Origin of the sequence: Palleronia marisminoris (genome assembly GCF_900172315.1) — a bacterium.
GTDB lineage: Bacteria > Pseudomonadota > Alphaproteobacteria > Rhodobacterales > Rhodobacteraceae > Palleronia > Palleronia marisminoris.
Genome location: NZ_FWFV01000003.1, coordinates 297,297 through 319,373, shown reverse-complemented (window position 1 = coordinate 319,373; position 22,077 = coordinate 297,297). Strand labels below are relative to the sequence as shown.

Here is a 22,077-nt window from a genome sequence, read left to right as displayed (position 1 = left end):
ATGCAGCTTTATGGAACCGAGATCGGGTCGCGCCTGATGCTCGGGACGGCGCAGTATCCTTCGCCCGCAGTGCTGGCAGAGGCGTTCCGCCGCTCCGGCGCCGGCATTGCCACCGTCTCGGTCCGTCGCGAAGCGGGCGGCGAGCGGGCCGGCGCCGCCTTTTGGGACCTGGTGCGCGACCTCGGCGTGACGGTGCTGCCCAACACCGCCGGCTGCCATTCCGTCCGCGAAGCGGTCACCACGGCCCACATGGCGCGCGAGCTCTTCGACACGCCCTGGATCAAGCTCGAGGTCATCGGTCATGCCGACACGCTCCAGCCCGACCCGTTCGGACTGGTCGATGCCGCGCGCATCCTGGACGAGGACGGCTTCCAGGTGTTCCCCTACACGACCGAAGACGCGGTGCTGGCCGACCGCCTGCTCTCGGCCGGGTGCGAGGTGCTGATGCCATGGGGCGCACCCATCGGTACCGGGCTGGGCCTGACCAACATCTACGGACTGCGCACGCTCCGGGCGCAATTTCCGGACGTCCCGATGGTCGTCGATGCGGGCCTCGGCCTGCCCAGCCAGGCGGCGATGGCGATGGAGATGGGCTTCGATGCCGTGCTCTTGAACACGGCCGTCTCCAAGGCGGGCGATCCGGCGGCGATGGCCGAGGGCTTCGCGCGGGCGGTCGAGGCCGGGCGGCTCGCCTACGAGGCGGACCCGATGGAGCCGCGCGACATGGCCGCGCCCTCGACCCCGGTGATCGGCAAGGCCTTCCTGACATGATCCTCGACCGCTTCTACCCCATCTTCGACAGCCTCGACTGGCTTCACCGCACCCTGCCGCTTGGGGTGAAGCTGGTTCAGCTGCGCATCAAGGAGATGCCCGAGGCAGAGTTGCGGCCGCTGGTGGAGCAGGCACAGACACTCTGCTGCTCGCACGACGCGGTGCTCGTGGTGAACGACCATTGGCGCATCGCGATCGATGCGGGCTGTGACTGGATTCACCTGGGACAGGAGGATCTCGACACTGCCGATCTGCCCGCGATCCGCCGGGCCGGCCTGAAGCTGGGGATCAGCACCCACGACTACGCCGAGCTTGACCGGGCGCTGTCGCTGGCGCCGGATTACGTGGCGCTCGGGCCGGTCTATCCGACGATCCTGAAGAAGATGCGGTGGCATCGGCAGGGGCTTCCTCGGGTTGCCGAATGGAAGCGGTTGGTCGGCGACATCCCCCTCGTCGCCATCGGCGGGATGAGCGTCGAACGGGCAGCGGGTGCCTTCGAGGCCGGGGCCGACATCGTCGCCGCCGTCACAGACATCACCCTGCGCGACGATCCCGAAGCGCGGGTGCGCGCGTGGCTGGAGACGACGCGGTGAACCTCTATGCCCGTCAGATCGCTGTTCCCGAATTCGGCGCAGGCGGACAAGCTCGGCTGCAGGAGGCGCATGTGCTGGTGGTGGGCGCGGGCGGGCTGGCGGCGCCGGTGCTGCAATATCTGGGTGGGGCGGGGGTCGGGCGCATCCGGCTGGTCGATCCCGACCGGGTGGACGTGACGAACCTTCACCGCCAGACGCTGTTCCGCAAAGCCGATATCGGGCGGGCCAAGGCAGAAGCCGCGGCCGACGCGGTCGCGGCGCTCAACGCCGACTGCTGCGTCGAAACCGTCGTCACGTTTCTCGATCCGTCCAATGCCGGAGCACTCTGCGAGGGCGTAGATCTGGTGCTCGACTGCGCCGACAGCTTCGCGGCAAGCTACATCCTGTCCGATACCTGCCGCGCCGCCCGACTGCCGCTGGTCAGCGCCTCGGTGATCGGGCTCGAGGGATACGTCGGCGCCTTCTGCGGCGGCGCGGCCAGCCTGCGGGCGGTCTTTCCCGACTTGCCGCAGCGCGCGGGCTCCTGCGCCGAGGACGGCGTTCTGGGGCCAGTCGTGGGCGTCGTGGGCGCGCTTCAGGCGCAGATGGCCGTCGCGCTGCTGGCGGGGATCGATCCCTCGCCACTGGGCCAGCTCGTCACCTTCGACGGGCGCAGCTTCCGCTTCGGTGGCTTCCGCTTCACCGGCGCGCCCGAGCCTGCACATCAGCCGCGGTTCCTCGCCGCATCCCAGATCGTCGGCTCCGACTTCCTCGTGGACCTGCGGGCCGAGGACGAGGCGCCGCTGGTGCGCCCCGATGCCCGCCGCCTGCCGGTCTCGGCCTTCGGGCCAACCGGTCCTACCCCCGCACCCGGCCAGCGCGCCGTACTCTGCTGCCGGTCCGGCCTGCGGTCCTGGGCCGCCGCCGAGCGGCTTGCGGCCGTCTGGGACGGAGACATCTGCCTCGTCGCCCTCGGCGACCCCATCGGAGAGACACCATGAAAGCCGGATTGACCGCCCTTGCCCTTTTCGTCGCTACGCCTGCCATTGCGCAGGACCAGATGACTGTCATGCTCGACTGGTTCGTGAACCCCGATCACGGACCCATCGTCATCGCCGAGGAGCTGGGCTACTTCGCCGAAGCCGGGCTGGACGTCGAGGTGATCGCCCCCGCCGACCCGGCCGATCCGCCCAAGATGGCCGCCGCCGGACGCGCCGACCTGGCGATCTCGTACCAGCCGCAGCTGCATCTTCAGGTGGCCGAGGGGATGCCGCTGATCCGGGTCGGCACGCTGGTGGCCACGCCGCTCAACTGCCTGCTGGTGCTAAAGGACGGGCCGATTGACGAGATCGCGGACCTCGAAGGACGCAAGGTCGGCTTTTCGGTTGCCGGCGTCGAAGAGGCGCTGCTGTCGGCGATGCTGGGCCAGGCCGACCTCGACACGGGGGACATCGAGCTGGTCAACGTCAACTGGTCGCTCTCGCCCGCACTCATGTCCGGGCAGGTCGACGCCGTCATCGGCGCCTTCCGCAACTTCGAGCTCAACCAGATGGAGATCGAGGGCGTCTCGGGCCGGTGCTTCTATCCCGAAGAGGAAGGCGTTCCGACCTATGACGAATTGATCTACGTCGCCAACCCCGAGACGATGGACACCGACCTGATCCGCCGCTTCCTCGCCGCGACGGAGAAAGCCACGCAGTTCATCGTCAACCACCCGCGGGAGAGCTGGGAGGTTTTCGCCTCCACCTCGGCCGAGTTGCAGGACGAGTTGAACGAACGGGCCTGGGCCGACACGATTCCGCGCTTCGCCCTGCGCCCCGAGGCGCTGGACCAGGGCCGCTACGCCCGGTTCGAGTCGTTCCTGAACGAGGCGGGGCTGGTCGAGGGCACGCGCACCGTCTCGGACCTTGCGGTCGATCTGGGCGCGCAATGAGTTACGGCGCGACCTTCCCCCTCTGGCGCGCGGCCGCCGGCGACACCTGGCGGGCCTACACGCAGCATGCCTTCGTCGAGGGGCTGCGGGACGGCACGCTGCCGCGCGAGGCGTTCCTGCGCTACCTCGTGCAGGACTACCAGTTCCTCGTCCACTTCTCCCGCGCCTGGGCGCTGGCCGTGACCAAGGCCGAGACGCTGGACGAGATGCGCGCCTGCGCCGCCACCGTCCACGCGCTGCTCGACCACGAGATGCGCCTGCATATAGAGACCTGCGCCGCCGAGGGAATCCCCGAGGCGGACCTGTTCGCCGCGCGCGAGGCGCCGCAGAACATCGCCTATACGCGCTACGTTCTCGACGCAGGCCATTCCGGAGACTTCCTCGACCTGATGGCCGCGCTCGCACCGTGCGTCCTGGGCTACGGCGAGATCGGCACGCGGCTGGCGGCCGATGCCGGGCAAACGCCCTATGCCGACTGGATCGCGACCTATTCCGGGGCCGACTACCAGCACACCTGCCGCGAGGTCGGAGGGCTGATCGATGCGGCAGTCGCCCGTCGCCTCGGCTCGACGCCCGGAGACAGCCCCCGCTGGCCCCGCCTATGCGCCCGGTTCGAGATGGCGACGCGGCTCGAGGTCGACTTCTGGAGCATGGGCCTTTCCGCATGAGTGCCGCGCCCGCGCTGCATCTGTCCGGGCGCGCGACGATCGACGGCATGCCGATCTTCGGCCCGGTGTCTGTCGAGGCTCCTGCCGGCGAATGGACGTGCCTGCTCGGCCCTTCGGGCGTGGGCAAGTCGACCGTCCTGCGGCTGCTCGCCGGCGTCGGTGACGAGTTGGCCTTCGAGGGCGAGGTGGCGGCGGGCGACGGGTCGTCGCTGGACAACCGGGTCGCGCTGATGGCGCAGAGCGACCTGCTGATGCCCTGGCTGGACGTGACCGCGAACGTCACCCTGGGCGCGCGGCTGCGGGGCGACGCGCCGCCGCGGGACCGGGCGCGCGACGTGCTGGAGCGCGTCGGCCTCGCCGCGCATTCCGCCAAACGGCCGCATGCCCTGTCGGGCGGACAGCGGCAGCGCGCGGCGCTGGCCCGGACCCTGATGGAGGATCGGCCGGTCGTGCTTCTGGACGAGCCGTTCTCGGCCCTCGACGCGCGGTCGCGTGCCCTGATGCAGGATCTCGCGGCCGAGCTGCTGGCGGGGCGCACCGTCCTGCATGTCACCCATGATGCCGCCGAGGCGGCACGGTTGGGGCACCACGTCCTGCTGATGACGCGTGAAGGGATCGCCTCCGTGACCCCGCCAGCCGGTCCCACCCCTCGCGTCTACGACGCGCCCGAGACCCTGGCCTTCCAGGGCCGCCTTCTGCGCCTGCTCATGGAAGCACGATGAAACGGGCGGTTCGTATCGCCGGCGTCGCCATTCTTGGTCTGCTGGCTTGGCAGGCGGTCGTCACGCTCGCCGAACTGCCCCGCTTCATCCTGCCCGGCCCGGTACTGGTCTTCGGGACGCTGTGGACCAGCAAGGCACTTGTCGCCGAGCACGCGGTGGTAACCGCCATCGAAGTCCTCGTCGGGCTCGGGCTTGGCGGGATCCTCGGTTTCGCCTCTGCGATCCTGCTGGCCGTCTCACCGCTCGCGCGCTCGCTCCTGCGCCCGATGTTCGTCTTCACCCAAGCGGTGCCGGTCTTTGCATTGGCGCCGATCCTGACGCTCTGGCTCGGCTACGGGCTCTGGTCGAAGGTCGCGATGGCGATGCTGATCATCTACTTCCCGGTCACCTCGGCCTTCTTCGATGCGTTGATGCGAACCCCTCCCGGCTGGCTGGACCTCGCCCGCGTGATGACGGCCACGCCGGGCCGAACCCTGTGGCGCATCCGGGTGCCCGCCGCGATGCCCGGCTTTGCCTCGGGCCTGCGCCTCGCCGCCGTCTATGCGCCCATCGGCGCGATCATCGGCGAGTGGGTCGGGGCGTCGAAGGGGCTGGGCTACCTCATGCTGCTGGCGAACGGCCGCGCGAAGATCGACCTGATGTTCGCGGCGCTGATCGTCCTGGCCGTCCTGACGCTACTCCTCCATGCCGCCGTCGACGCAGCCTGCCGGCGCCTGTGGGGAAGCTGAGAGACGGCGGGACAAGGAGGCACGCCTCACGCTGGCCGTGGCTCTCGGATCATCGTGGACCTGGTCAGGCGTCCGCCCGCTCGACCCGTGCGGCGCAGACCTTGAACTCGGGGATCTTGCCGTAGGGGTCGAGCTTCGGGTTCGTCAGCACGTTCGCGGGCGCTTCGACCCAGCAGAACGGGGTGAAGACCATGCCTTCGGGAACGTCCCGGTCGGCGCGAGCGATCATCGAGATCTCGCCCCGGCGGGTCATCACCGTGACCGCGTCGCCGGCAGCCAGCCCGAGACGCGTCAGGTCGCGCGGATGCAGCATCGCCTGCGCCTCGGGCTCGATCGCGTCGAGCGCCTTGGCCCGGCGTGTCATCGCGCCGGTATGCCAGTGCTCGAGCAGGCGTCCCGTCGTCAGCACGAACGGGTACTCGGCATCCGGCAGCTCGTCGGGCGGCACGAGGTCGGCGGGCACCAGCTTGCCGCGCCCGTCCTTCGTGGGGAAGCCGTCGGTGAAGATGATCGCTTCGCCGGGCATGTCCTCGGCCTTGGCCGGGTAGGTGACGGCGCCTTCGCGTTCGACCCGGCTCCAGGAGATGTTGTCGAGCGACGGCATCAGCGCGCGCATCTCTTCATACACCTCGGCCGGCCCGTCGTAACGCCAGTCGAGGCCCAGCCGGTTGGCGAGGTCGATGATGATCCCGAGATCCTGCCGCGCCTCGCCCGGCAGCGGGATTGCCGGCCGCCCGATCTGCACCTCGCGATTGGTGTTGGTATAGGTGCCGAGCTTTTCGGCATGGGCCGACGCCGGCAGCACCACGTCGGCATGCCACGCGGTTTCGGTCAGGAAGATGTCCTGCACCACCAGGCAGTCGAGCTTGGCCAGTGCCTCGCGCGCATGCGTCTGGTCCGGGTCCGACATCGCCGGATTCTCGCCCATGACGTACATGCCGCGGATCTCGCCCTCCATCACCGCGTCCATGATCTCGACCACGGTCAGGCCGCGCTGCGGGTCGAGCTGGCGACCCCAGGCATCTTCGTACATGCCTCGCACGTCCGGGTTCTCGACCGACTTGTAGTCGGCGAAGTACATCGGGATCAGGCCCGCATCCGAGGCGCCCTGCACGTTGTTCTGCCCGCGCAAGGGGTGCAGCCCGGTGCCCGGACGACCAATGTGGCCAGTAATCAGCGCCAGCGCGATCAGGCAGCGCGAGTTGTCGGTGCCGTGGACGTGCTGGCTGATGCCCATGCCCCAGAAGATGATCGAGCGCTCGGACTTCGCATATAGACGCGCGACCTCGCGGATCGTCTGGGCGTCGATGCCGCAGACCGCTTCCATCGCCTCGGGGGGGAAGTCGCGAACCTTTGCGGCCAGCGCCTCGAACCCGTCGACATGGGCCTGCACGTATTGCTGGTCGTAGAGCTTCTCCTCGACGATGACGTTCAGCATCGCGTTCAGCAGGGCGACGTCGGTGCCCGGCTTGAATTGCAGCGCGTATTCCGCAAACCGGTTCATTTCCTGTCCGCGGGGGTCGATGACGATCAGCTTGGTGCCGCGCTTGGCCGCCTGCTTGAAATAGGTCGCCGCGACGGGATGGTTCTGGTTCGGCCGCGCGCCGATGATGATCACGCAATCCGCGTCATCGACCGCGCCGAACGGGGCCGAGACCGCGCCCGAGCCCACACCCTCCATCAGCGCCGCGACGGACGAGGCGTGACAGAGGCGCGTGCAGTGATCGACGTTGTTGGTGCCGAAGCCGGCGCGGACGAGCTTCTGGAACAGGTAGGCCTCTTCGTTCGATCCCTTGGCCGAACCGAAGCCCGAAAGGGCGCCGCCGCCATGCGTGTCGCGGATCGAGCCGAGCCCGCCTGCCGCGCGCTCCATCGCCTCTTCCCACGTCGCCTCGCGGAAGACGTCCCACGGGTTCAGCGGGTCGACGCGGATGTCGCCGCGCTTGGGCGCGTCGTCGCGCCGCACGAGGGGCTTGGTCAGCCGCTCGGGGCTCATGACGTAGTCGTAGCCGAAGCGGCCCTTGACGCACAGCCGGTTCTCGTTCGCGGGGCCGTCGCGGCCGTCGACCTGCACGATCCGGTCGTCCTTGACCGCGACGCGGGTCTGGCAGCCGACGCCGCAATAAGGGCAGACGCTGTCGACGTAGCGGTCGGGCTCGACCTCGCGCGTGCGCCAGTCCTCGTCCATCAGCGACTTCTCGAAGAGGGCGCCGGTGGGGCAGGCCTGCACGCATTCGCCGCAGGCCACGCAGGTCGAGTCGCCCATCGGGTCGGCGAAGTCGAAGATCGGCAAGGCGTGGTCGCCGCGCTCGCCCATGCCGATGACGTCGTTGACCTGCACCTCACGGCAGGCGCGCACGCAGAGACCGCAGCGAATGCAGGCGTCCAGGTTCACCGCCATTGCCGGGTGGGTGACATCGCGCAGCGGAATCTGCGAAGCATGGCTGTGCCCGTGCTGGTCGCCCTGATCCTGCGCGGGCTCGTGCGGCCCCTCTGCGTAGCGGCGGTTCTGCTTGACGCCCATCCGGTCCATCCAGGTCCAGAACTGGGCCTTGTCGTCGGGCGAGGCCTCGCGAGCGGGCATGTCGGCGGCCAGCAGCTCGAATACCATCTCGCGGGCCTTGCGGGACCGGTCACCGGCGGTGTCGACGACCATGCCTTCGGTCGGGCGACGGATGCACGAGGCCGCCAGCACCCGCTCGCCCTCGATCTCGACCATGCAGGCGCGGCAGTTGCCGTCCGGGCGATAGCCGGGCTGGTCGAGGTGGCACAGATGCGGGATCATCGTGCCCGTGCGCTTGGCGACCGTCCAGATCGTCTCGCCCTCTTGCGCCTCGACCTCGCGACCGTCGAGCGTGAATGTCACGGGACCACTCATGGCGTGTCCTCCGGGAAGAGATCCAGCAGGTGCCGGACCGGGTTGGGTGCAGCCTGGCCGAGGCCGCAGATCGAGGCGTCGCGCATCACCTGTTCGAGGTCGGCGATCGCCTCGCGGTCGATCCGGTCCGCCGAGATCAGCGACAGCATCTTGCCGGTGCCCTCGCGACAGGGCGTGCACTGGCCGCAGCTCTCGTGGCGGAAGAAGCGCATCAGGTTCTTCACGACCTCGCGCATGTCGTCCTTGTCCGAGAAGATGACGACCGCATGGCTGCCGATGAACGCGCCCTGCTCGGCCAGTTCGCCGCCGAAGTCGAGCGGGACGTCCCCCAGCCGCGCCGGCAGCAGGCCGCCCGAGGCACCGCCGGGAAGGTAGGCGCGGAACTCGTGGCCGTCGGCCATGCCGCCGCAATACTCGTCGATCAACTCGCGCACGGTGATGCCGGCGGGGGCGGTGCGGACGCCCGGCTTGCGCACCCGGCCCGAGACCGAGAACGAGCGCAGGCCCTTCGCGCCGCGTCTTCCCTGCTTCGCGAACCACTCGGCGCCGTTCTCGGCGATATCGCGCAGCCACCACAGGGTTTCCACGTTGTGGTTCAGCGTCGGGCGCCCGAAGAGGCCCTTCTGCGCGATGTAGGGCGGGCGGTTGCGGGGATAGCCGCGCTTGCCTTCGAGGCTTTCGACCATGGCCGATTCCTCGCCGCAGATATAGGCGCCGGCGCCGCGGCGGAGCTCGACGAAGCCGTGCGGCGCGATGCCCGACGCCTCGAGCGCGGCGATCTCGGTCCGCAGGATCCCCAGCGCGGCGGGGTATTCGTCGCGCATGTAGATATAGAGCCGCTCGGCCTCGACGGCGTGGGCGGCGATCAGCGCGCCTTCCAGCATCCGGTGCGGATCGGTCTCGAGCAGCAGGCGGTCCTTGAAGGTGCCCGGCTCGCCCTCGTCGGCGTTGACCGTCATCAGGCGGGGGTGGGGCTGTTGCCGGACGGCGCGCCACTTTGTCGCCAGCGGGAAGCCCGCGCCACCAAGGCCGCGCAGCCCGGCGGCCTCCATCGTGTCGAGGAAGTCGTCGATGGCGTGCTCGCCCGTGCGCATCCGTTCGAGCAGCGCGTATCCGCCCCGCTCACGGTAGGCGCGCAGGTCGATGTAGTCGTGCTGGAGCGGGCCGAGGTCTTGCCGCGCGATCAGATCGGCGATGCCGTCGGGCGTCGCCTTGTCGACTTCCCGGTCACCCACGCGGGCCACCGGCGCCTGGTCGCAGCGGCCCATGCAGGGCGCGCGCACGATCCGCACCTCCGCCGGGTCGAGCTGCGCCCCGAGCTCGGACAGCAACGCCTCGGCCCCTTCCAGCATGCACGAGATCGAGTCGCAGACCCTGAGCGTCAGCGGCGCCGGCGCGGGTTCCCCCTCCTTCACGACGTCGAAATGGTGGTAGAACGTGGCGACCTCGAAGATCTCGGCCTGGGCGAGGCGCATACGCTCGGCGAGAGCCCGCAGGTGCCGCGCCGAGAGGTGGCCGAAATGCTCCTGCAGGCGGTGCAGTTCCTCGATCAGGCGGTCGCGCGACGCGACCTCCGGGCCCAGCACCGCTTCAACCTCGAGCAGCGCCTCGGGGTCGGTCTGACGCCCCTTCGGCGTCGCGCGCGGACGCTTTGCTACGGCCTCTGCCATGGTCTGCCATCCTCCCCAAGCAAGCGAACTTTCGTCCCACGCTGCCGATGGAAGCTTAGGCACTCGCGCGGGCGGAACGCAATATCTTGCCGCCCCGTCAAGCGACGGCCAGTCCGGGGAAGCGCCGCGCCAGTTCGGCGGCGAAGCGCGACACGGCCTCGGGATCGCGGCCGTCGCGCGGCAGCTCGACCTCGGCCACGCCGGCGACGCGGGCGGGGCGCTCGGTCAGGAACACGATGCGGTCGGCCAGGCGCACCGCCTCGCGCAGGTTGTGCGTCACCATGAGGACCTTCATCGGCCGGCGCTGCCAGAGCGCGATCAGCAGGTCGCGCAACCGTCCGGCCGAGGCCTCGTCCAGCGAGACGAAGGGTTCGTCCAGGAACAGCACTTCGGGTTCGGTCGCGAAGGCCCGCGCCAGCGCCACCCGCCGCGCCTGTCCCAGCGAAAGCTGCGCCGGATAGCGGTCGGCCATCCCCTCGAGCCCGACGGAGGCGAGCGCCGCCTCGACCCGTGGCAGGTCGGGCCGGGGCAGGGCGAGAAGGACGTTCTGCGCCACGGTCCGCCAGGGAAGCAGCCGCGGCTCCTGGAATACGGTCGCGATCCGAGCCTCCCGCAGGGCGGGGTCGAGCTCGCCGTCGAACTCGTCGTCGAGGCCCATCAGGATCCGCAGCGTCGTGGTCTTGCCGCAGCCGGACGGCCCGATCAGGCAGGTGAAGGTTCCCGGCGCCAGGCGCAGTTCCAGCCCGTCGAGCACGACCAGGCGGTCGCCGTCGGCGCCGATATGCTCCTTCCGGTCGATCCGTGCTGTCAGATCGCGCGTGGGCAGGGACCGCTCCATCCGCATCTCAGACCTGCTTCGGGCGCCAGCGCTGCGCCCGCCTGTCGAGCGGCTGCAGCGCCAGGAATTCGACCGCCAGCATCACCGCGACGAAGGCCAGCGTATAGCCCATGATCGCGCGCACGTCGAAGAGCTGGAAGTAGAGGTGGATCTGGAAACCGACGCCGTTCGACCGGCCCAGCAGCTCGACCACCAGCACGATCTTCCAGACCAGCGCGATACCCGACCGCGCAGCCGCAGCGAAATAGGGCTGAAGCTGCGGCGCGATCACGTCGCGGTAAATCTTCACGCGCGAGAAGCGATAGACGCGCGCCATCTCCATGTAAGTGGGGTCCATCGCCCGGGCGCCCTCGCGGATGGTGACGGCGACGTTCGGGATCTTGTTGAGCGCGACGGCGGTGATCGCCGCCGTCTCGGTCATGCCGATCCAGATGTAGGACAGGATGATCACCACCAGCGCCGGGATGTTCAGCGTCAGGATCAGCCACGGCTGAAGCACCACGTCGGCCCCGCGCGAGCGGCCCATCAGGAACCCCAGCGCCGACCCCACCGCCATCGCCAGCACGAAGGCCGCGAGCACCCGCAGCAGCGTGATCGACAGGTGGTAGGGCAGCACGCCGCTCTCGGTTTCGCGCAGGACGAAGGTCGCCACCTGCCACGGCGACGGGAAGAGCCGGGGCGAGACATAAAGCGAGACGACGTGCCACAGCAGGAAGAAGAGCGCGACCGACAGCAATCGCGCCGCGGTCGCGCTTCGGCTCCGGGACATGGCCGACGCGGCGCTTTTACGAGCCACTCTCGAGGCCGGACCAGAAGGTGCCGGGCGCCATCTCGGTTGCGGGGCCGACCAATTGCTCGCCGCCGATCTTGGCGAGTTCATTGTAGACGATCGCGGTGTCGTCACGCTCCTGCGTGGGCGTGCTGGTCGGGATACCCTCGCGGAACCGCTGCTTGAGCATCTGGAAGACCTCTTCGTTCTCGGCGCCGGTCATCTCGCGCAGCCGCTCCCACGCCTCGTCGCTTTCGGCCAGCACCTCCTTGGCGTCGCGGCTGGCGTCGACGAAACCGCGGGCAAGATCGGGGTTTTCCTCGGCCCATTCCTCGTTCATGACGTAACCCACCGCCGAAACGGCACCTTCGGCGCCGAAGCTGCGTGCCGCTTCCTGCGCCGAGATCACCTCGCAATACCCTTCGGTTTCAAGCCGCGCGTTGTAGTGCCAGTAGTTCAGCACGGCGTCGAGTTCGCCCTGGCGCAGTTTCTCGGTCAGCAGCGGCGGCGCGCCGAAGACGGGCGTGGTCGCGGCGGCCAGGTCCATCCCGCTTTCGCTGGCCATCCCCCGCAGCATCAGCCAGCTCTTGTCGAGCGGTCCGCCGGCGACGCCGATCGTCTTGCCCTCGAGGTCCTCGAGCGACTGGATGTCCCCCTCGCAGGGCGCCATGACCGCGCCGATCGACGTGGAGTAGGGGATGAAGACCAGCGGATCGCCCATGGCGCGCTGGCGCGAGACCATCAGCCAGTCGTCCGTGGTGACGTCGACATTGCCCGCCATCAGCGCGACCTTCGTGGCGTCACCACCAGCGAAGGGCACGATCTCCAACTCGAAGCCGTACTTCTCGTCCAGCCCCTCGTCGACGATCGTCTTCGCTTCCCAGTTGACCGTGCCGTATTGCAGCAGGCCCAGCCGGACAATCGGCAGGTCCTGCTCCTGCGCGACCGCAGCGGCGGCGCCCAAGAGGCTGGCGACGATGGCCGCCGTTCCGAAAACTCTCGCAATCATGACGTTCTCCTCCCTTGCCGGCGCATCCGCGTCCGCGTGCCCGGCGACCCCTGACCTGCCGTCCCGTGGATCTCATTCTCCCGCCGGACCGGCTCGTGCCCGCAGGCCGCGCGACGTATCGTAACCCCAAAGCGCGAGCACAAGAAACAGAATCAAGACCGCCGTGACAACGCCGCAGGCGAACAGGTTCAGCTGCCCGTGGATCGCAAAGCGGATCGCCTCGACCGCATGCGTGAACGGGTTGGCTGCCGAGATGCGCCAGAGGATCTCGCTCGACTCGCGCATCCGCCAGAGCGGGTAGAGCGCCGAGGACAGGAAGAAGGCCGGGAAGATCACGAAGTTCATCACGCCCGCGAAGTTCTCGAGCTGCCGGATCGCCGAGGACAGGAACATGCCGACGGACCCCAGCATCAATCCGGTCAGCATCAGCACCGGCAGAACCAGGAGGTAGCCGGCGAGCGGGAAGGTGATCCCGAACGCGGCCGCGATGGCGAGGAAGGCCAGCACCTGCAGGATCGAGACCACGGTGCCGGCGACGAGCTTGGCGAACAGAAGGAACCAGCGCGGCTGGGGCGAGGTCAGCAGGACCCGCATCGACCCCATCTCGCGGTCGTAGACCATCGAAAGCGACGACTGCATCCCGTTGAACAGCTGGATCATCGCGATCAGCCCCGGCGCGATGTAGACGTCGTAGGTGATGTAGGTCGCGTAAGGCGGCTGGATCGCGACGCCGAGGATCGAGCGGAAGCCGGCGGCGAACACGATCAGCCAGACGAGCGGCCGAACCAGCGCCGCCAGCAGCCGCCCGCGCTGCTGCAGGAAGCGCAGGATCTCGCGGGCGATCACGCCGCGCGCGGCGCGCAGCTTGCGCCTCATGCGGGGGCCCGCCGGGTAAGGCGGGTGAAGGCGTCAGACAGGTTGTCGGCACCTGCGGCCGCGACGACCTCTTCCGACCGGCCTGCGGCGGCAATGCCACCCTGGTGAAGCACCACCAGATCGTCGTCGGCCCGCACCTCGTCGATCAGGTGCGTGGCCCATAGTACCGCCACCCGCCGTTCCCGCGCAAGGTCGTGGACATAGGCGACGATGCGATGGCGCGATTCGATGTCCAAGCCAACCGTCGGCTCGTCCAGCAGGAGGAGGCGCGGCTCGTGCAGCAACGCGCGCGCCAGTTCGACCCGGCGGCGGTGCCCGCCATTCAGGTCGCGCACCCGCTCGCCCGCACGCTCGGCCATGTCGAGGCGGGCCAGCTCGTCCTCGGCCCGCTGCCGCCCGTCACGGCGGCTCAGCCCCCGGAGCGCGGCGAAATAGGCGAGGTTCTGCGAGACGGTCAGGTCGAGGTCCAGCGTCGGTTGCTGGAAGACAAGGCCCAGCGGCTCCAGCGCTGCCGCCCCGTCGCGTGAAGGTTCGGCGCCGCAGATGGCGATGCGCCCCGACTGCACCCCGAGCAGCCCGGTGACGAGGGCGAAGAGCGTCGTCTTGCCCGCCCCGTTCGGACCGAGCAGCGCGGTGAAGCTGCCCTTGGCCACCGAAAGCGACACGTCGTCGAGCGCGCGGCGCTTGCCGTAGGCATGGCTGACGGACTGGACGGACAGGGCAGGGGGAGCCGGCGTCGCAGCTCGGTCGGGCACCGGGCGAGTGGGCGCGTCAGGCGCCAAGGTCCAGCCGGTTGCGGATCAGCCAGTCCATCCCGCGCTGCCACGACTCGTCCGTGTTGCCGCGGATGTCGGCACTCATCGCCCGGAGCGTCTCGCCGGTCTCCACGTCGCGGATGTAGATGTTGATGTTCAGGATCAGGTTCGAGACCTTCTGCACGGTCCCCGTCACCGCCAACTCTGCGCCGACCTGCCCGGCCAGCGTCACGTCGCACCCGCCGCAGCGTTGGAGGCTCCGCCGCGATGCCTCGTCAGCGACCGGAGCGATGTCGATCACCTCGAAGCCGTCCGCCTCATCGAAGGCCTGCCTCAGCTGCGCGCCAAGCGCGGCGGTGCGCCGCGTCTCGTCGGGGTTCTCACCCATCATCTCGCCTTCGAGGCTGCTGTCGATCAGCTCGAAGTCGAACACGGCGACATCGACGGGCGCGCCGTCCTGGGCCGTGGCCGGCAGGGCAGCGAGGCAAGCGACTGCGATCAGAACGACGGCGATCTTCTTCATGACTCCGACACTAGAGGCCAGTCGCGCGATCACGCAAGCGGCTTCGATTCAGCACGCTTGCCGGACGCATCTGGTTCTGCTTAGCATGAGTCATGAAGCGAATTCTGAGTGTTTTGATCACCACCTTCGCCGCCAGCATTTCTGCGTCTGCGCAGGAAGCCGACAACATCACGATCGGTTATCTTCATCCGGCTGAGCGCCTGCAGACGCTGTCGCTGCTCGACCGCCCGACCGAGGATCTGGGCATCTCGGGCGCGCGGCTCGGGCTCGACGACAACAACACGACGGGGCAGTTCACGGGGCAGGTCTACACGCTCGAGACGGCGCCGGTATCGGGCGCGGCGGATGCCGAGGCCGCGGTGCAGCAGGTGGCCGATGCGGGTGCGGGCTGGATCGTCGCGGACCTCGAGGCCGAGGCCCTGCTTGCCGTCGCCGATGCCGCGGCGGCGCGCGACATGCTGGTCCTGAACACCGGCGCGCCCGACGATGCCCTACGCGGCGAGATGTGCCGCGCCAACGTCATCCACGTGGCGCCGAGCCGGGCGATGCTGGCCGATGCGCTGGCACAGTACCTCGCGTGGAAGAAGTGGCCGCGCTGGTTCCTGCTGAAGGGCTCGCATCCCGAGGACGAGGCCTTCGCCCAAGCGCTCGGGCGCGCGGCCGACCGCTTCGGCGGCCGCATCGTCGAGGAACGGATCTACGAGGATACGGGCGGCGCCCGGACGACCGACAGCGGCCACATCCAGGTCCAGCAGCGGATGCCGGTCTTCACGCAAGGCGCACCCGACCACGACGTCGTCCTCGTCGCAGACGAGAACGAGGTTTTCGGCACCTACGTACCCTACCATACCTGGGACCCGCGGCCCGTCATGGGCACGGCGGGGCTCGAACCCACGGTCTGGAGCCCGGCGCACGAGCAGTGGGCCGGCATCCAGGTGCAGAACCGCTTCGTCGACGGCTACGGCCGCCGCATGCAGGCCGAAGACATGCTGGCCTGGATGGCGGTACGGATGATCGGCGAGGCGGCGACGCGCACCAACAGCGCGGAGCCCGAGGCGATCCGTTCCTATCTTCTGGGCCCCGATTTCACGCTGGCGGCCTTCAAGGGCGAGGCGCTGAGCCTGCGCGACTGGGACCTGCAGCTGCGCCAGCCCATCCTGCTGGCCGACGACAAGACCGTGGTCTCGGTGTCGCCGCAGGAGGGGTTCCTGCACCCGACCTCGTTCCTCGATACGCTCGGCTATGACCGGGCCGAGAGCGAGTGCGAGTTGTAGCGGACGTGGAAGCGTCCTGACGAGGAGGAAGCGGCCGACGCGCCGCGAGGGAGGATACCGATGGGAGTGACGTCACGCGGCTTCGCCGTGCTGTTTCTGGCTGGCTTCGCTGCCCAGCCGGCCTTCGCCTACAAGATCTTCGTGTCGAACGAGAAGAGCAACGACGTGACGGTGCTCGACGGCGACACGCTCGAAGTGATCGACACGTTCGAGGTTGGCCAGCGCCCGCGCGGCATCACGGTTGCCAACGACGGCAACCACCTGCTGGTGGCGGTCGGCGACGACGACACGGTCGAGGTCTACGACACCGAAACCTACGAGCGGCTCCACACGCTGCCGTCCGGACCCGACCCCGAGCTGTTCGTCCTGCACCCCTCGGGCAACCCGCTTTATATCGCGAACGAGGACGACAACCTCGTCACCGTCGTCGACCTCGAGAACCGCTCGATGATTGCCGAGATCCCCGTCGGCGTGGAGCCGGAGGGGATGGGCGTCTCGCCCGACGGGTCGGTGATCGTGAACACGTCCGAGACGACGAACATGGCGCATTTCATCGACACCGAAAGCCACGAGATCGTGGCCAACGTCCTGGTCGACCAGCGCCCGCGCTTCGCCGAGTTCAAGTCCGACGGCTCCGAGGTCTGGGTCTCGTCCGAGATCGGCGGGACGGTCAGCGTGATCGACCCCGCGACGCACGAGATCAAGCACAAGATCGAGTTCGACATCCCCGGCCTGCGCCCCGAGGCGATCCAGCCGGTCGGCGTCCGCATCACCGAAGACATGGAGACGGCCTTCGTCGCACTCGGGCCCGCGAACCGTGTCGCCGTGGTCGACCCGGAAACCTACGAGGTGCTGGACTACCTGCTCGTCGGACAGCGGGTCTGGCAGCTTGGCTTCTCGCCCGACGAGTCGCTGCTGTTTTCGACCAACGGCGTCTCGAATGACATCTCGGTGATCGACGTCGAGGATCGCGAGGTCACCAAGTCCGTCCAGGTCGGCGAGTTTCCGTGGGGCGTCGTCACGACGCCGGACTGATCAGAAATACGAGGGAGGATCACATGAGCATCATACGTATCACCGCCGCAGCCGCCGTTGCCGCGTCACTCGGTGGGGCTGCCGTCGCGCAATCTGGCCTGCTGACGCGCGAGATCGACCTCGAGCCGATCACGCTGGCTTCGGGGCAGCCGCTGGCCGAAGCGCCGTACGAGCTCGAGGCCGGCAAGCACTACATGCTGGCGATCGAGGCGGACGGCTCGGCCGAACTCGCCATCGGCGGGGCGGCGTTCTTCCGCAACATGTGGATCAACGAGGTGGTCATCAACGATATCGAGGTGCGTCCGCTCGGCCTCGACTCGCTGGAGTTCGATGCCGCGGGTCGGGCCGAGATCACCTTCATCCCGATCCGCCCCGGCCAGTTCGAGCTGCGCATCCCCGGAACGACGGGCGAGACGCAGCGCGCCGTCTTCAACGTCAGCGGATGATGCCCGCGCGGTTCCTTCTGGCGGCGGCTTTTGCCGTCGCGGCGGGCGGCGCGGCGGCGCAGGAGGCCGCGCGCCTCGACCCCGACTGGCCCTGCGTGCAGCGCAAGGTGCCGACCTTGACGCCTGCGGCGATCTGGACCGGCCCCGCGATAGAAGAGGCGGGCGACTGGCGCGACGACGAAGAGGTGCGCGAACTCGTCAACCTCCTGAGCCAGCGCCGCGTGCCGCAGGACGAGGCCGAGGCCACCATCGAAAGCTTCGCGGAAGGACTGCCGGCCGAGGAACGCTCTGCCCGGCTGACCCTGTTGTTCGCCGGGTTGTTCGACACGATGAACGCCGAACGCAGCGAAATCATCGAGGGAATCGAGCGCTACGCCAGGCATCAGAAGGCGCTGGTCGAGACGATCCGCGAGCAGAAGGAGACGGTCGAGGTCAGCCCCGTCGGCACCGGCTCGGAGGCCGAACAGCAGCTTTTCTGGAACCTGCGCATCTTCGAGGAGCGGCGGCAGTCGCTGCCCTATATCTGCGAGGTGCCGCGGCTGGTCGAGCAGCGGCTGTTCGCCCTCGGGCGCGCGATCGGCACCGTGGTGTCAGAGTGACCTAGTCGCTGGTCTCGGGCACCCAGGGCTTCAGCGGTTCGAGCGGGAGGTCCCGCTCGACCCAGCCATTGGTTCCGTCGGGGAACCAGTGGACGTCCTCCAGCCCCAGCTCGATCGCGCGCTTTGCTGCGTTCCACGACATCCAGCAATCCTTCAGGCAATAGAACACGGCGGGCGTCGTTGCCTCGCCGATGGATGCCAGGCCTGCCTCGAAATAGGCTTGCACTTCGGGCGCAAGCACTCCGTAGCCGGTATTCGGAAGCCAGGTGCTGCCGGGAATGGCGAGCCGTTCGGCTGCGCGCCAGTAGGTGTCTGGCGGCAACTCCGCCGGACGCTCGGGGCGGGGGAGGACGTCGACGAAGACCGCCGCGCCCTCACGCCAGAGCCGCTCGGCCTCCGCGGCGTCGATCACCGTTGCGCCCGCCAGCGTCTCGGGCACCGCCGCGCGGTAGTCGGACATGCGAAAGTCGGGCGGCTCCGGCACCGTCTGCGCCGCCCCGCCTCCGCAGATCAGCAGGACGACGCCTGCGGCAGCACCGAGCGGCCGCAGGATCATCGGGTAATCGGCTGGCCCTGCTCGTCAAGCAGCGGCACGCCGTAGTCGAGAAGAAGCGCGTCGATTTCCGCCTGGTTCTCGCGGATCAGGTCGTTCAGCTCGCGCTTCCATTCCTGGTCCGACGGACGGACGCCCATCGTGATCCGGTATGTCATCCGCGGTCCGTCCACCTCGGAGGTCAGGGGGATCACCTTGAGCGGCGGCGTCTGCTGCTGGGCGTAGTAGCCTGCCATGGGCCCCCATGCGAGGGCAGCGTCGATCTCGTCCGCGGCCAGATCGGTGATCATGTCGTGCACGGGGGACGAGGCGCGCGTGTCGACCATCAGGTGGTACGGGCGCGCCGTCCCCATCAGCCCGTACTTGGCGAGGCTGGTAGCCGGTGGAGTTCCCGCGACGACCCCGATCCGCTTGCCCTGAAGCCGTGGATCGTCCAGCCGCGTGACGTCGGCCAGCTCGGACTCGGGCGGCACGATCAGCGCATAGGCTGACTGGTAGTAGGGGTTGGTGTTCTGGACCAGTTCGTCGCCCTGCGCGTAGCCCATGATGATGTCGCACCGGAAGGCCTGCAGCGTGTTGCGAACGAAGCCGACGCCTTGGGGAAAGAACGTGTAGTCGACGCTGGGCCGCCCGAGCTTTTCGGCCACGAGTTCGGCCAGCGCGTTCTCGAACCCCTCGCCGGCCTCGTCCGAGAAGGGCAGGTTGCGCGGGTCGGCGCAGACCCGCAGCGTGTCCGGGTCGACAAGTTCGAATGCATCGCCGACGCCGGTCTCCTGACCGACGGCGGCGTGAGGTGCGGCGACCGCGATGGCGATTGCCAGCAGGGCGTGCCGCGCCTGCTCAACCCATGCAGGAATCTTCCATCTCGGCAAACACATCGCTTTTCGCTTCCTTCTTGGCGGGACGGCCACGGGGCAGGTCGCCCTCGCCACGTGCGCGCAGGTAGATGTATATGTCATCCAGGTAGCACATGATGTTGGGATTGGTGCCGAACGCGGGCATCACGTTCTGATTGCCTGACCCGACGTTCTCGCGGCCGCCGGCGACCACGGCGACGAAATCCTCGTAGCTCATGTCCTGCACGCTCTCGACGAGGGCCGGCGCGAATGTGGAGCCGACGCCGTCCGGTCCGTGGCAGACATGGCATTCCGAGTTGAAGCGGCGAAAGCCCGAGTAGGTGTGGAAATCGACCGTCCCGTCCTCGGCGATGTTGAACGTGGGATAGCCTTCGGCGTCGAAGTACTTGCCGGCATCGTTCTCGACGGCGGTTGGATCGGCGGCCTGGGCCGAGGCGAAGCCTGCGGTGCAGGCCGCCAGGACGACACCACGGATTGCGTGCTTCAGCATCATCGGATGTTCCTATTCAGCAGAGACTGGTAAATCCGGTCGCGCGCGGGCGCCGAGTCTCCTCGGTGCCGGGCGGTCCGGGAAAATGAACGCGGAGGCATAGGCTGCCTCCGCGCCGCCCCGTTCCCGAGGCATGTGCACGTTCTATTCCGACGAGGCGACTTCCTCGGGCAGCTTGAAGACCGTCAACTGGCCGCCGAGGTTGGTGTAGTCGGACAGGGACGCGTAGCCGCCGACCGCGCCGAGGCCCGCAGCGGGGTCGGTCAGACCGGCCGCAAGGCCGATGCCGGCCCATCCGCCGACACCCGACAGCACGGCGATATATTGCTCGCCCTCATGCTCGTAGGTCATGACGTTGCCGATCACGCCCGAGCCGGTCTTGAAGCGATAGAGCTCCTCGCCCGTCTCCATGTCGACCGCCTTCAGGTATCCTTCGAGCGTGCCGTAGAACACCACGTCGCCCGCTGTCGCCAGCGCGCCCGACCAGACCGAGAACTGCTCGGGGATCGACCAGACGATTTCGCCGTTGACGGCGTCCCACGCGATGAAGTTGCCCATTCCGCCGTGGCTTTCCGGCGTCGGGTACATCGACAGGGTGGCGCCGACATAGGGTTGGCCGGCCGTGTAGCTCACGCGGAACGGCTCGTAGTCCATGCAGACGTGGTTGGTCGGGATGTAGAACAGCTTGGTCTCGGGCGAGTAGGCCGAAGGCTGCTGGTCCTTGGTGCCGAGCGCGGCCGGGCAGATGCCGGCCGTGTTGGTGTCTTCGCCGCCTTGCTCGGTCGAGTATTCGGCGACGACCTGCGGACGCCCGTACTGGTCGCTTTCGGGGTCCATCTCGACATGGGTGGCCCAGTTCACGAACGGGTCGTACTTCTCGGCCACCAGAAGCTCGCCCGTTTCGCGGTCGAGCGTGTAGGCGAAGCCGTTCCGGTCGGGGTGAACCACCACCTTCCGCTCCTCGCCCTCGAAGTCGAGATCCGCGAGGATCATCTCGTTCACGCCGTCGTAGTCCCACTCGTCATGCGGGGTCATCTGGTAGAGCCACTTGGCCATCCCGTCGTCGGGGTCGCGGGCCATGATGGTCATCGACCAGCGGTTGTCGCCCGGACGCTGCGCAGGGTTCCAGGTCGAGGGGTTGCCGGTGCCGTAATAGACCAGATCCAGCTCGGGATCGTACGAGATCCAGCCCCAGGTGGTGCCGCCGCCGATCTGCCACTGGTCGCCTTCCCAGGTCGCCGTGCCCGAGTCCACGCCCACAGGCTCGCCCAGATGGGTGGTGTTCTCGGGGTCGAGCAGCGTCATGTCGTCCGGACCGGCCGAGAAGGCCCGCCATGCGACTTCGCCGGTGGCGATGTCATAGGCCGTCATGTGGCCCAGAACGCCGTATTCACCGCCCGAGTTGCCGACGAGAACCTTGTCCTTCACGACCTGCGGCGCCATCGTCGCCGTCTCGCCCTTGCCGGGATCGCCGTTCTGGACTTCCCACAGCACCTGGCCGGTGTCGGCGGACAACGCGACGACCGTCGTGTCGGCCTGGTTCAGGATGATCGTCGCCGGATAGGCATCCGTTTCGGGCGCGTAGGCCACGCCCCGGTTTACCGTGTCGCAGCACATCACGCCGATGACCTGCGGGTCCTGCTGCGGCTCGTATTTCCACTTGATGATGCCGTCATTCGCAAGGTCGACGGCAAAGACGTTGTTCGGGAACGGCGTCGAGAAGTACATCGTGTCGCCGATCACGAGGGGGTTGCCCTCGTGGCCCCGCAGGACGCCGGTCGACATGCTCCAGGCAACCTGGAGCTGGTCGACGTTGTCCTTGTCGATCTGGTCGAGTTCCGAGTAGCGCCAGTTGGCATAGTTGCCGGTCGGCATGACCCATTCGCCTGGCTGTTCCTCAGCCATGGTTTGAAGCTGTTCATTGGCTGACGCCGACCAGGCGACAGCAGTCACCGCAGCGATAGACACTGCGCCGAGCAATCCACTTTTCATTCTATTTCCTCCTCCACGGCCGTCTCGCGCGGGATCGAAAGGATCCCGCGTCGCACCTCGCTTCCCCGCCAACGCCGCAAAAGCGGTGTTCAGATGTGCTCGAAATAGCCTCCCCCCGA

Annotated in this window: 23 protein-coding genes; 11 read left to right on the top strand and 12 right to left on the bottom strand. The window is 68.3% G+C overall.

Going from position 1 to position 22,077, the window contains the following annotated elements:
* From PAM7066_RS07805 to PAM7066_RS07775, 7 genes are read left to right on the top strand one after another with little or no spacing between them, the layout of a single operon-like run.
* Positions 1 to 771, top strand: coding sequence for a thiazole synthase (locus PAM7066_RS07805; protein WP_085853581.1), 771 nt, complete (start codon positions 1 to 3; stop codon positions 769 to 771).
* The gene (locus tag PAM7066_RS07800; RefSeq protein ID WP_085853580.1) at positions 768 to 1,364 is read left to right on the top strand and encodes a thiamine phosphate synthase; all 597 of its coding nucleotides are present in this window, start codon (positions 768 to 770) and stop codon (positions 1,362 to 1,364) included. The genes PAM7066_RS07805 and PAM7066_RS07800 overlap by 4 nt, the downstream gene beginning before the upstream one ends.
* Complete coding sequence (locus PAM7066_RS07795) at positions 1,361 to 2,344, top strand: HesA/MoeB/ThiF family protein (protein WP_085853579.1); 984 nt, start codon at positions 1,361 to 1,363, stop codon at positions 2,342 to 2,344. The genes PAM7066_RS07800 and PAM7066_RS07795 overlap by 4 nt, the downstream gene beginning before the upstream one ends.
* Positions 2,341 to 3,276 carry an ABC transporter substrate-binding protein gene (locus tag PAM7066_RS07790; protein WP_085853578.1) on the top strand — a complete coding sequence of 312 codons (936 nt, stop codon included), beginning with the start codon at positions 2,341 to 2,343 and terminating at the stop codon, positions 3,274 to 3,276. The genes PAM7066_RS07795 and PAM7066_RS07790 overlap by 4 nt, the downstream gene beginning before the upstream one ends.
* Entirely contained in the window at positions 3,273 to 3,944 is a 672-nt protein-coding gene (locus tag PAM7066_RS07785; RefSeq protein WP_085853577.1) for a TenA family protein, read from the top strand. Before PAM7066_RS07790 ends, PAM7066_RS07785 begins: the two co-directional genes overlap by 4 nt.
* Positions 3,941 to 4,666 (top strand): ABC transporter ATP-binding protein, encoded by a 726-nt coding sequence (locus tag PAM7066_RS07780; RefSeq protein ID WP_085853576.1) that lies wholly within the window; start codon positions 3,941 to 3,943, stop codon positions 4,664 to 4,666. The genes PAM7066_RS07785 and PAM7066_RS07780 overlap by 4 nt, the downstream gene beginning before the upstream one ends.
* Positions 4,663 to 5,394, top strand: coding sequence for an ABC transporter permease (locus PAM7066_RS07775; RefSeq protein WP_085853575.1), 732 nt, complete (start codon positions 4,663 to 4,665; stop codon positions 5,392 to 5,394). The genes PAM7066_RS07780 and PAM7066_RS07775 overlap by 4 nt, the downstream gene beginning before the upstream one ends.
* A 64-nt stretch (positions 5,395 to 5,458) precedes the next feature.
* On the opposite strand, the gene fdhF is transcribed toward PAM7066_RS07775, so the two are convergent.
* The 8 genes from fdhF to PAM7066_RS07735 form a co-directional block, all read right to left on the bottom strand.
* On the bottom strand, positions 5,459 to 8,272 hold the full coding sequence (gene fdhF, locus PAM7066_RS07770; protein ID WP_085853574.1) for a formate dehydrogenase subunit alpha: 2,814 nt from the start codon (positions 8,270 to 8,272) through the stop codon (positions 5,459 to 5,461).
* Positions 8,269 to 9,942 (bottom strand): NAD(P)H-dependent oxidoreductase subunit E, encoded by a 1,674-nt coding sequence (locus PAM7066_RS07765; RefSeq protein ID WP_085853573.1) that lies wholly within the window; start codon positions 9,940 to 9,942, stop codon positions 8,269 to 8,271. The genes fdhF and PAM7066_RS07765 overlap by 4 nt, the downstream gene beginning before the upstream one ends.
* A 97-nt stretch (positions 9,943 to 10,039) precedes the next feature.
* Positions 10,040 to 10,780, bottom strand: coding sequence for an ABC transporter ATP-binding protein (locus tag PAM7066_RS07760; protein ID WP_085853636.1), 741 nt, complete (start codon positions 10,778 to 10,780; stop codon positions 10,040 to 10,042).
* A gap of 7 nt (positions 10,781 to 10,787) precedes the next feature.
* Positions 10,788 to 11,549 (bottom strand): ABC transporter permease, encoded by a 762-nt coding sequence (locus PAM7066_RS07755; RefSeq protein WP_085853572.1) that lies wholly within the window; start codon positions 11,547 to 11,549, stop codon positions 10,788 to 10,790.
* A 16-nt stretch (positions 11,550 to 11,565) separates the two neighbouring features.
* Positions 11,566 to 12,558 carry an ABC transporter substrate-binding protein gene (locus PAM7066_RS07750; RefSeq protein WP_085853571.1) on the bottom strand — a complete coding sequence of 331 codons (993 nt, stop codon included), beginning with the start codon at positions 12,556 to 12,558 and terminating at the stop codon, positions 11,566 to 11,568.
* A 72-nt stretch (positions 12,559 to 12,630) separates the two neighbouring features.
* Complete coding sequence (locus PAM7066_RS07745; protein WP_085853570.1) at positions 12,631 to 13,434, bottom strand: lanthanide ABC transporter permease protein PedC; 804 nt, start codon at positions 13,432 to 13,434, stop codon at positions 12,631 to 12,633.
* Positions 13,431 to 14,189, bottom strand: a complete 759-nt coding sequence (locus PAM7066_RS07740; protein WP_090928820.1) for a lanthanide ABC transporter ATP-binding protein PedB/LutE — start codon at positions 14,187 to 14,189, stop codon at positions 13,431 to 13,433. Before PAM7066_RS07740 ends, PAM7066_RS07745 begins: the two co-directional genes overlap by 4 nt.
* A 16-nt stretch (positions 14,190 to 14,205) precedes the next feature.
* Positions 14,206 to 14,712, bottom strand: a complete 507-nt coding sequence (locus PAM7066_RS07735) for a DUF3280 domain-containing protein (protein ID WP_090928817.1) — start codon at positions 14,710 to 14,712, stop codon at positions 14,206 to 14,208.
* A gap of 92 nt (positions 14,713 to 14,804) precedes the next feature.
* Here PAM7066_RS07735 and PAM7066_RS07730 point away from each other — a divergent pair, with 92 nt between their 5' ends.
* The 4 genes from PAM7066_RS07730 to PAM7066_RS07715 are packed head-to-tail and all read left to right on the top strand — an operon-like array spanning position 14,805 to position 18,066.
* Positions 14,805 to 15,986, top strand: coding sequence for a lanthanide ABC transporter ABC transporter substrate-binding protein PedA1 (locus PAM7066_RS07730; RefSeq protein WP_085853568.1), 1,182 nt, complete (start codon positions 14,805 to 14,807; stop codon positions 15,984 to 15,986).
* 60 nt (positions 15,987 to 16,046) lie between these two features.
* Entirely contained in the window at positions 16,047 to 17,021 is a 975-nt protein-coding gene (locus PAM7066_RS07725) for a YVTN family beta-propeller repeat protein (protein ID WP_085853567.1), read from the top strand.
* A gap of 23 nt (positions 17,022 to 17,044) precedes the next feature.
* Positions 17,045 to 17,467: a cupredoxin domain-containing protein gene (locus PAM7066_RS07720; RefSeq protein ID WP_085853566.1), complete on the top strand. Its 423-nt coding sequence runs from the start codon at positions 17,045 to 17,047 to the stop codon at positions 17,465 to 17,467.
* Positions 17,467 to 18,066 (top strand): hypothetical protein, encoded by a 600-nt coding sequence (locus tag PAM7066_RS07715; RefSeq protein WP_085853565.1) that lies wholly within the window; start codon positions 17,467 to 17,469, stop codon positions 18,064 to 18,066. The genes PAM7066_RS07720 and PAM7066_RS07715 overlap by 1 nt, the downstream gene beginning before the upstream one ends.
* Before the next feature lies 1 nt (position 18,067).
* Here the strand turns inward: PAM7066_RS07715 and PAM7066_RS07710 are convergent, their stop codons facing one another.
* The 4 genes from PAM7066_RS07710 to PAM7066_RS07695 all read right to left on the bottom strand — a co-directional run bounded on the left by PAM7066_RS07710 (position 18,068) and on the right by PAM7066_RS07695 (position 21,958).
* Positions 18,068 to 18,622, bottom strand: a complete 555-nt coding sequence (locus tag PAM7066_RS07710; protein ID WP_085853564.1) for a PQQ-dependent catabolism-associated CXXCW motif protein — start codon at positions 18,620 to 18,622, stop codon at positions 18,068 to 18,070.
* Positions 18,619 to 19,497, bottom strand: a complete 879-nt coding sequence (locus PAM7066_RS07705; protein ID WP_085853563.1) for a substrate-binding domain-containing protein — start codon at positions 19,495 to 19,497, stop codon at positions 18,619 to 18,621. The genes PAM7066_RS07710 and PAM7066_RS07705 overlap by 4 nt, the downstream gene beginning before the upstream one ends.
* The gene (locus PAM7066_RS07700) at positions 19,460 to 19,969 is read right to left on the bottom strand and encodes a c-type cytochrome, methanol metabolism-related (RefSeq protein WP_090928814.1); all 510 of its coding nucleotides are present in this window, start codon (positions 19,967 to 19,969) and stop codon (positions 19,460 to 19,462) included. The genes PAM7066_RS07705 and PAM7066_RS07700 overlap by 38 nt, the downstream gene beginning before the upstream one ends.
* 141 nt (positions 19,970 to 20,110) lie before the next feature.
* Complete coding sequence (locus tag PAM7066_RS07695) at positions 20,111 to 21,958, bottom strand: methanol/ethanol family PQQ-dependent dehydrogenase (RefSeq protein WP_085853562.1); 1,848 nt, start codon at positions 21,956 to 21,958, stop codon at positions 20,111 to 20,113.
* Positions 21,959 to 22,077: the final 119 nt, after the last annotated feature.

What these genes read in the sequence shown, in the direction of transcription:
- PAM7066_RS07715 (WP_085853565.1), top strand. Translation starts at nt 17,467, where the DNA reads ATGCCCGCGCGGTTCCTTCTGGCGGCGGCTTTTGCCGTCGCGGCGGGC.
- PAM7066_RS07760 (WP_085853636.1), bottom strand. Translation starts at nt 10,780, where the DNA reads ATGGAGCGGTCCCTGCCCACGCGCGATCTGACAGCACGGATCGACCGG.
- PAM7066_RS07765 (WP_085853573.1), bottom strand. Translation starts at nt 9,942, where the DNA reads ATGGCAGAGGCCGTAGCAAAGCGTCCGCGCGCGACGCCGAAGGGGCGT.
- PAM7066_RS07735 (WP_090928817.1), bottom strand. Translation starts at nt 14,712, where the DNA reads ATGAAGAAGATCGCCGTCGTTCTGATCGCAGTCGCTTGCCTCGCTGCC.
- PAM7066_RS07805 (WP_085853581.1), top strand. Translation starts at nt 1, where the DNA reads ATGCAGCTTTATGGAACCGAGATCGGGTCGCGCCTGATGCTCGGGACG.
- PAM7066_RS07705 (WP_085853563.1), bottom strand. Translation starts at nt 19,497, where the DNA reads ATGTGTTTGCCGAGATGGAAGATTCCTGCATGGGTTGAGCAGGCGCGG.
- PAM7066_RS07745 (WP_085853570.1), bottom strand. Translation starts at nt 13,434, where the DNA reads ATGAGGCGCAAGCTGCGCGCCGCGCGCGGCGTGATCGCCCGCGAGATC.
- PAM7066_RS07725 (WP_085853567.1), top strand. Translation starts at nt 16,047, where the DNA reads ATGGGAGTGACGTCACGCGGCTTCGCCGTGCTGTTTCTGGCTGGCTTC.
- PAM7066_RS07780 (WP_085853576.1), top strand. Translation starts at nt 3,941, where the DNA reads ATGAGTGCCGCGCCCGCGCTGCATCTGTCCGGGCGCGCGACGATCGAC.
- PAM7066_RS07730 (WP_085853568.1), top strand. Translation starts at nt 14,805, where the DNA reads ATGAAGCGAATTCTGAGTGTTTTGATCACCACCTTCGCCGCCAGCATT.
- PAM7066_RS07695 (WP_085853562.1), bottom strand. Translation starts at nt 21,958, where the DNA reads ATGAAAAGTGGATTGCTCGGCGCAGTGTCTATCGCTGCGGTGACTGCT.
- PAM7066_RS07700 (WP_090928814.1), bottom strand. Translation starts at nt 19,969, where the DNA reads ATGATGCTGAAGCACGCAATCCGTGGTGTCGTCCTGGCGGCCTGCACC.
- PAM7066_RS07775 (WP_085853575.1), top strand. Translation starts at nt 4,663, where the DNA reads ATGAAACGGGCGGTTCGTATCGCCGGCGTCGCCATTCTTGGTCTGCTG.
- PAM7066_RS07755 (WP_085853572.1), bottom strand. Translation starts at nt 11,549, where the DNA reads ATGTCCCGGAGCCGAAGCGCGACCGCGGCGCGATTGCTGTCGGTCGCG.
- PAM7066_RS07785 (WP_085853577.1), top strand. Translation starts at nt 3,273, where the DNA reads ATGAGTTACGGCGCGACCTTCCCCCTCTGGCGCGCGGCCGCCGGCGAC.
- PAM7066_RS07790 (WP_085853578.1), top strand. Translation starts at nt 2,341, where the DNA reads ATGAAAGCCGGATTGACCGCCCTTGCCCTTTTCGTCGCTACGCCTGCC.
- PAM7066_RS07710 (WP_085853564.1), bottom strand. Translation starts at nt 18,622, where the DNA reads ATGATCCTGCGGCCGCTCGGTGCTGCCGCAGGCGTCGTCCTGCTGATC.
- PAM7066_RS07720 (WP_085853566.1), top strand. Translation starts at nt 17,045, where the DNA reads ATGAGCATCATACGTATCACCGCCGCAGCCGCCGTTGCCGCGTCACTC.
- PAM7066_RS07750 (WP_085853571.1), bottom strand. Translation starts at nt 12,558, where the DNA reads ATGATTGCGAGAGTTTTCGGAACGGCGGCCATCGTCGCCAGCCTCTTG.
- PAM7066_RS07800 (WP_085853580.1), top strand. Translation starts at nt 768, where the DNA reads ATGATCCTCGACCGCTTCTACCCCATCTTCGACAGCCTCGACTGGCTT.
- fdhF (WP_085853574.1), bottom strand. Translation starts at nt 8,272, where the DNA reads ATGAGTGGTCCCGTGACATTCACGCTCGACGGTCGCGAGGTCGAGGCG.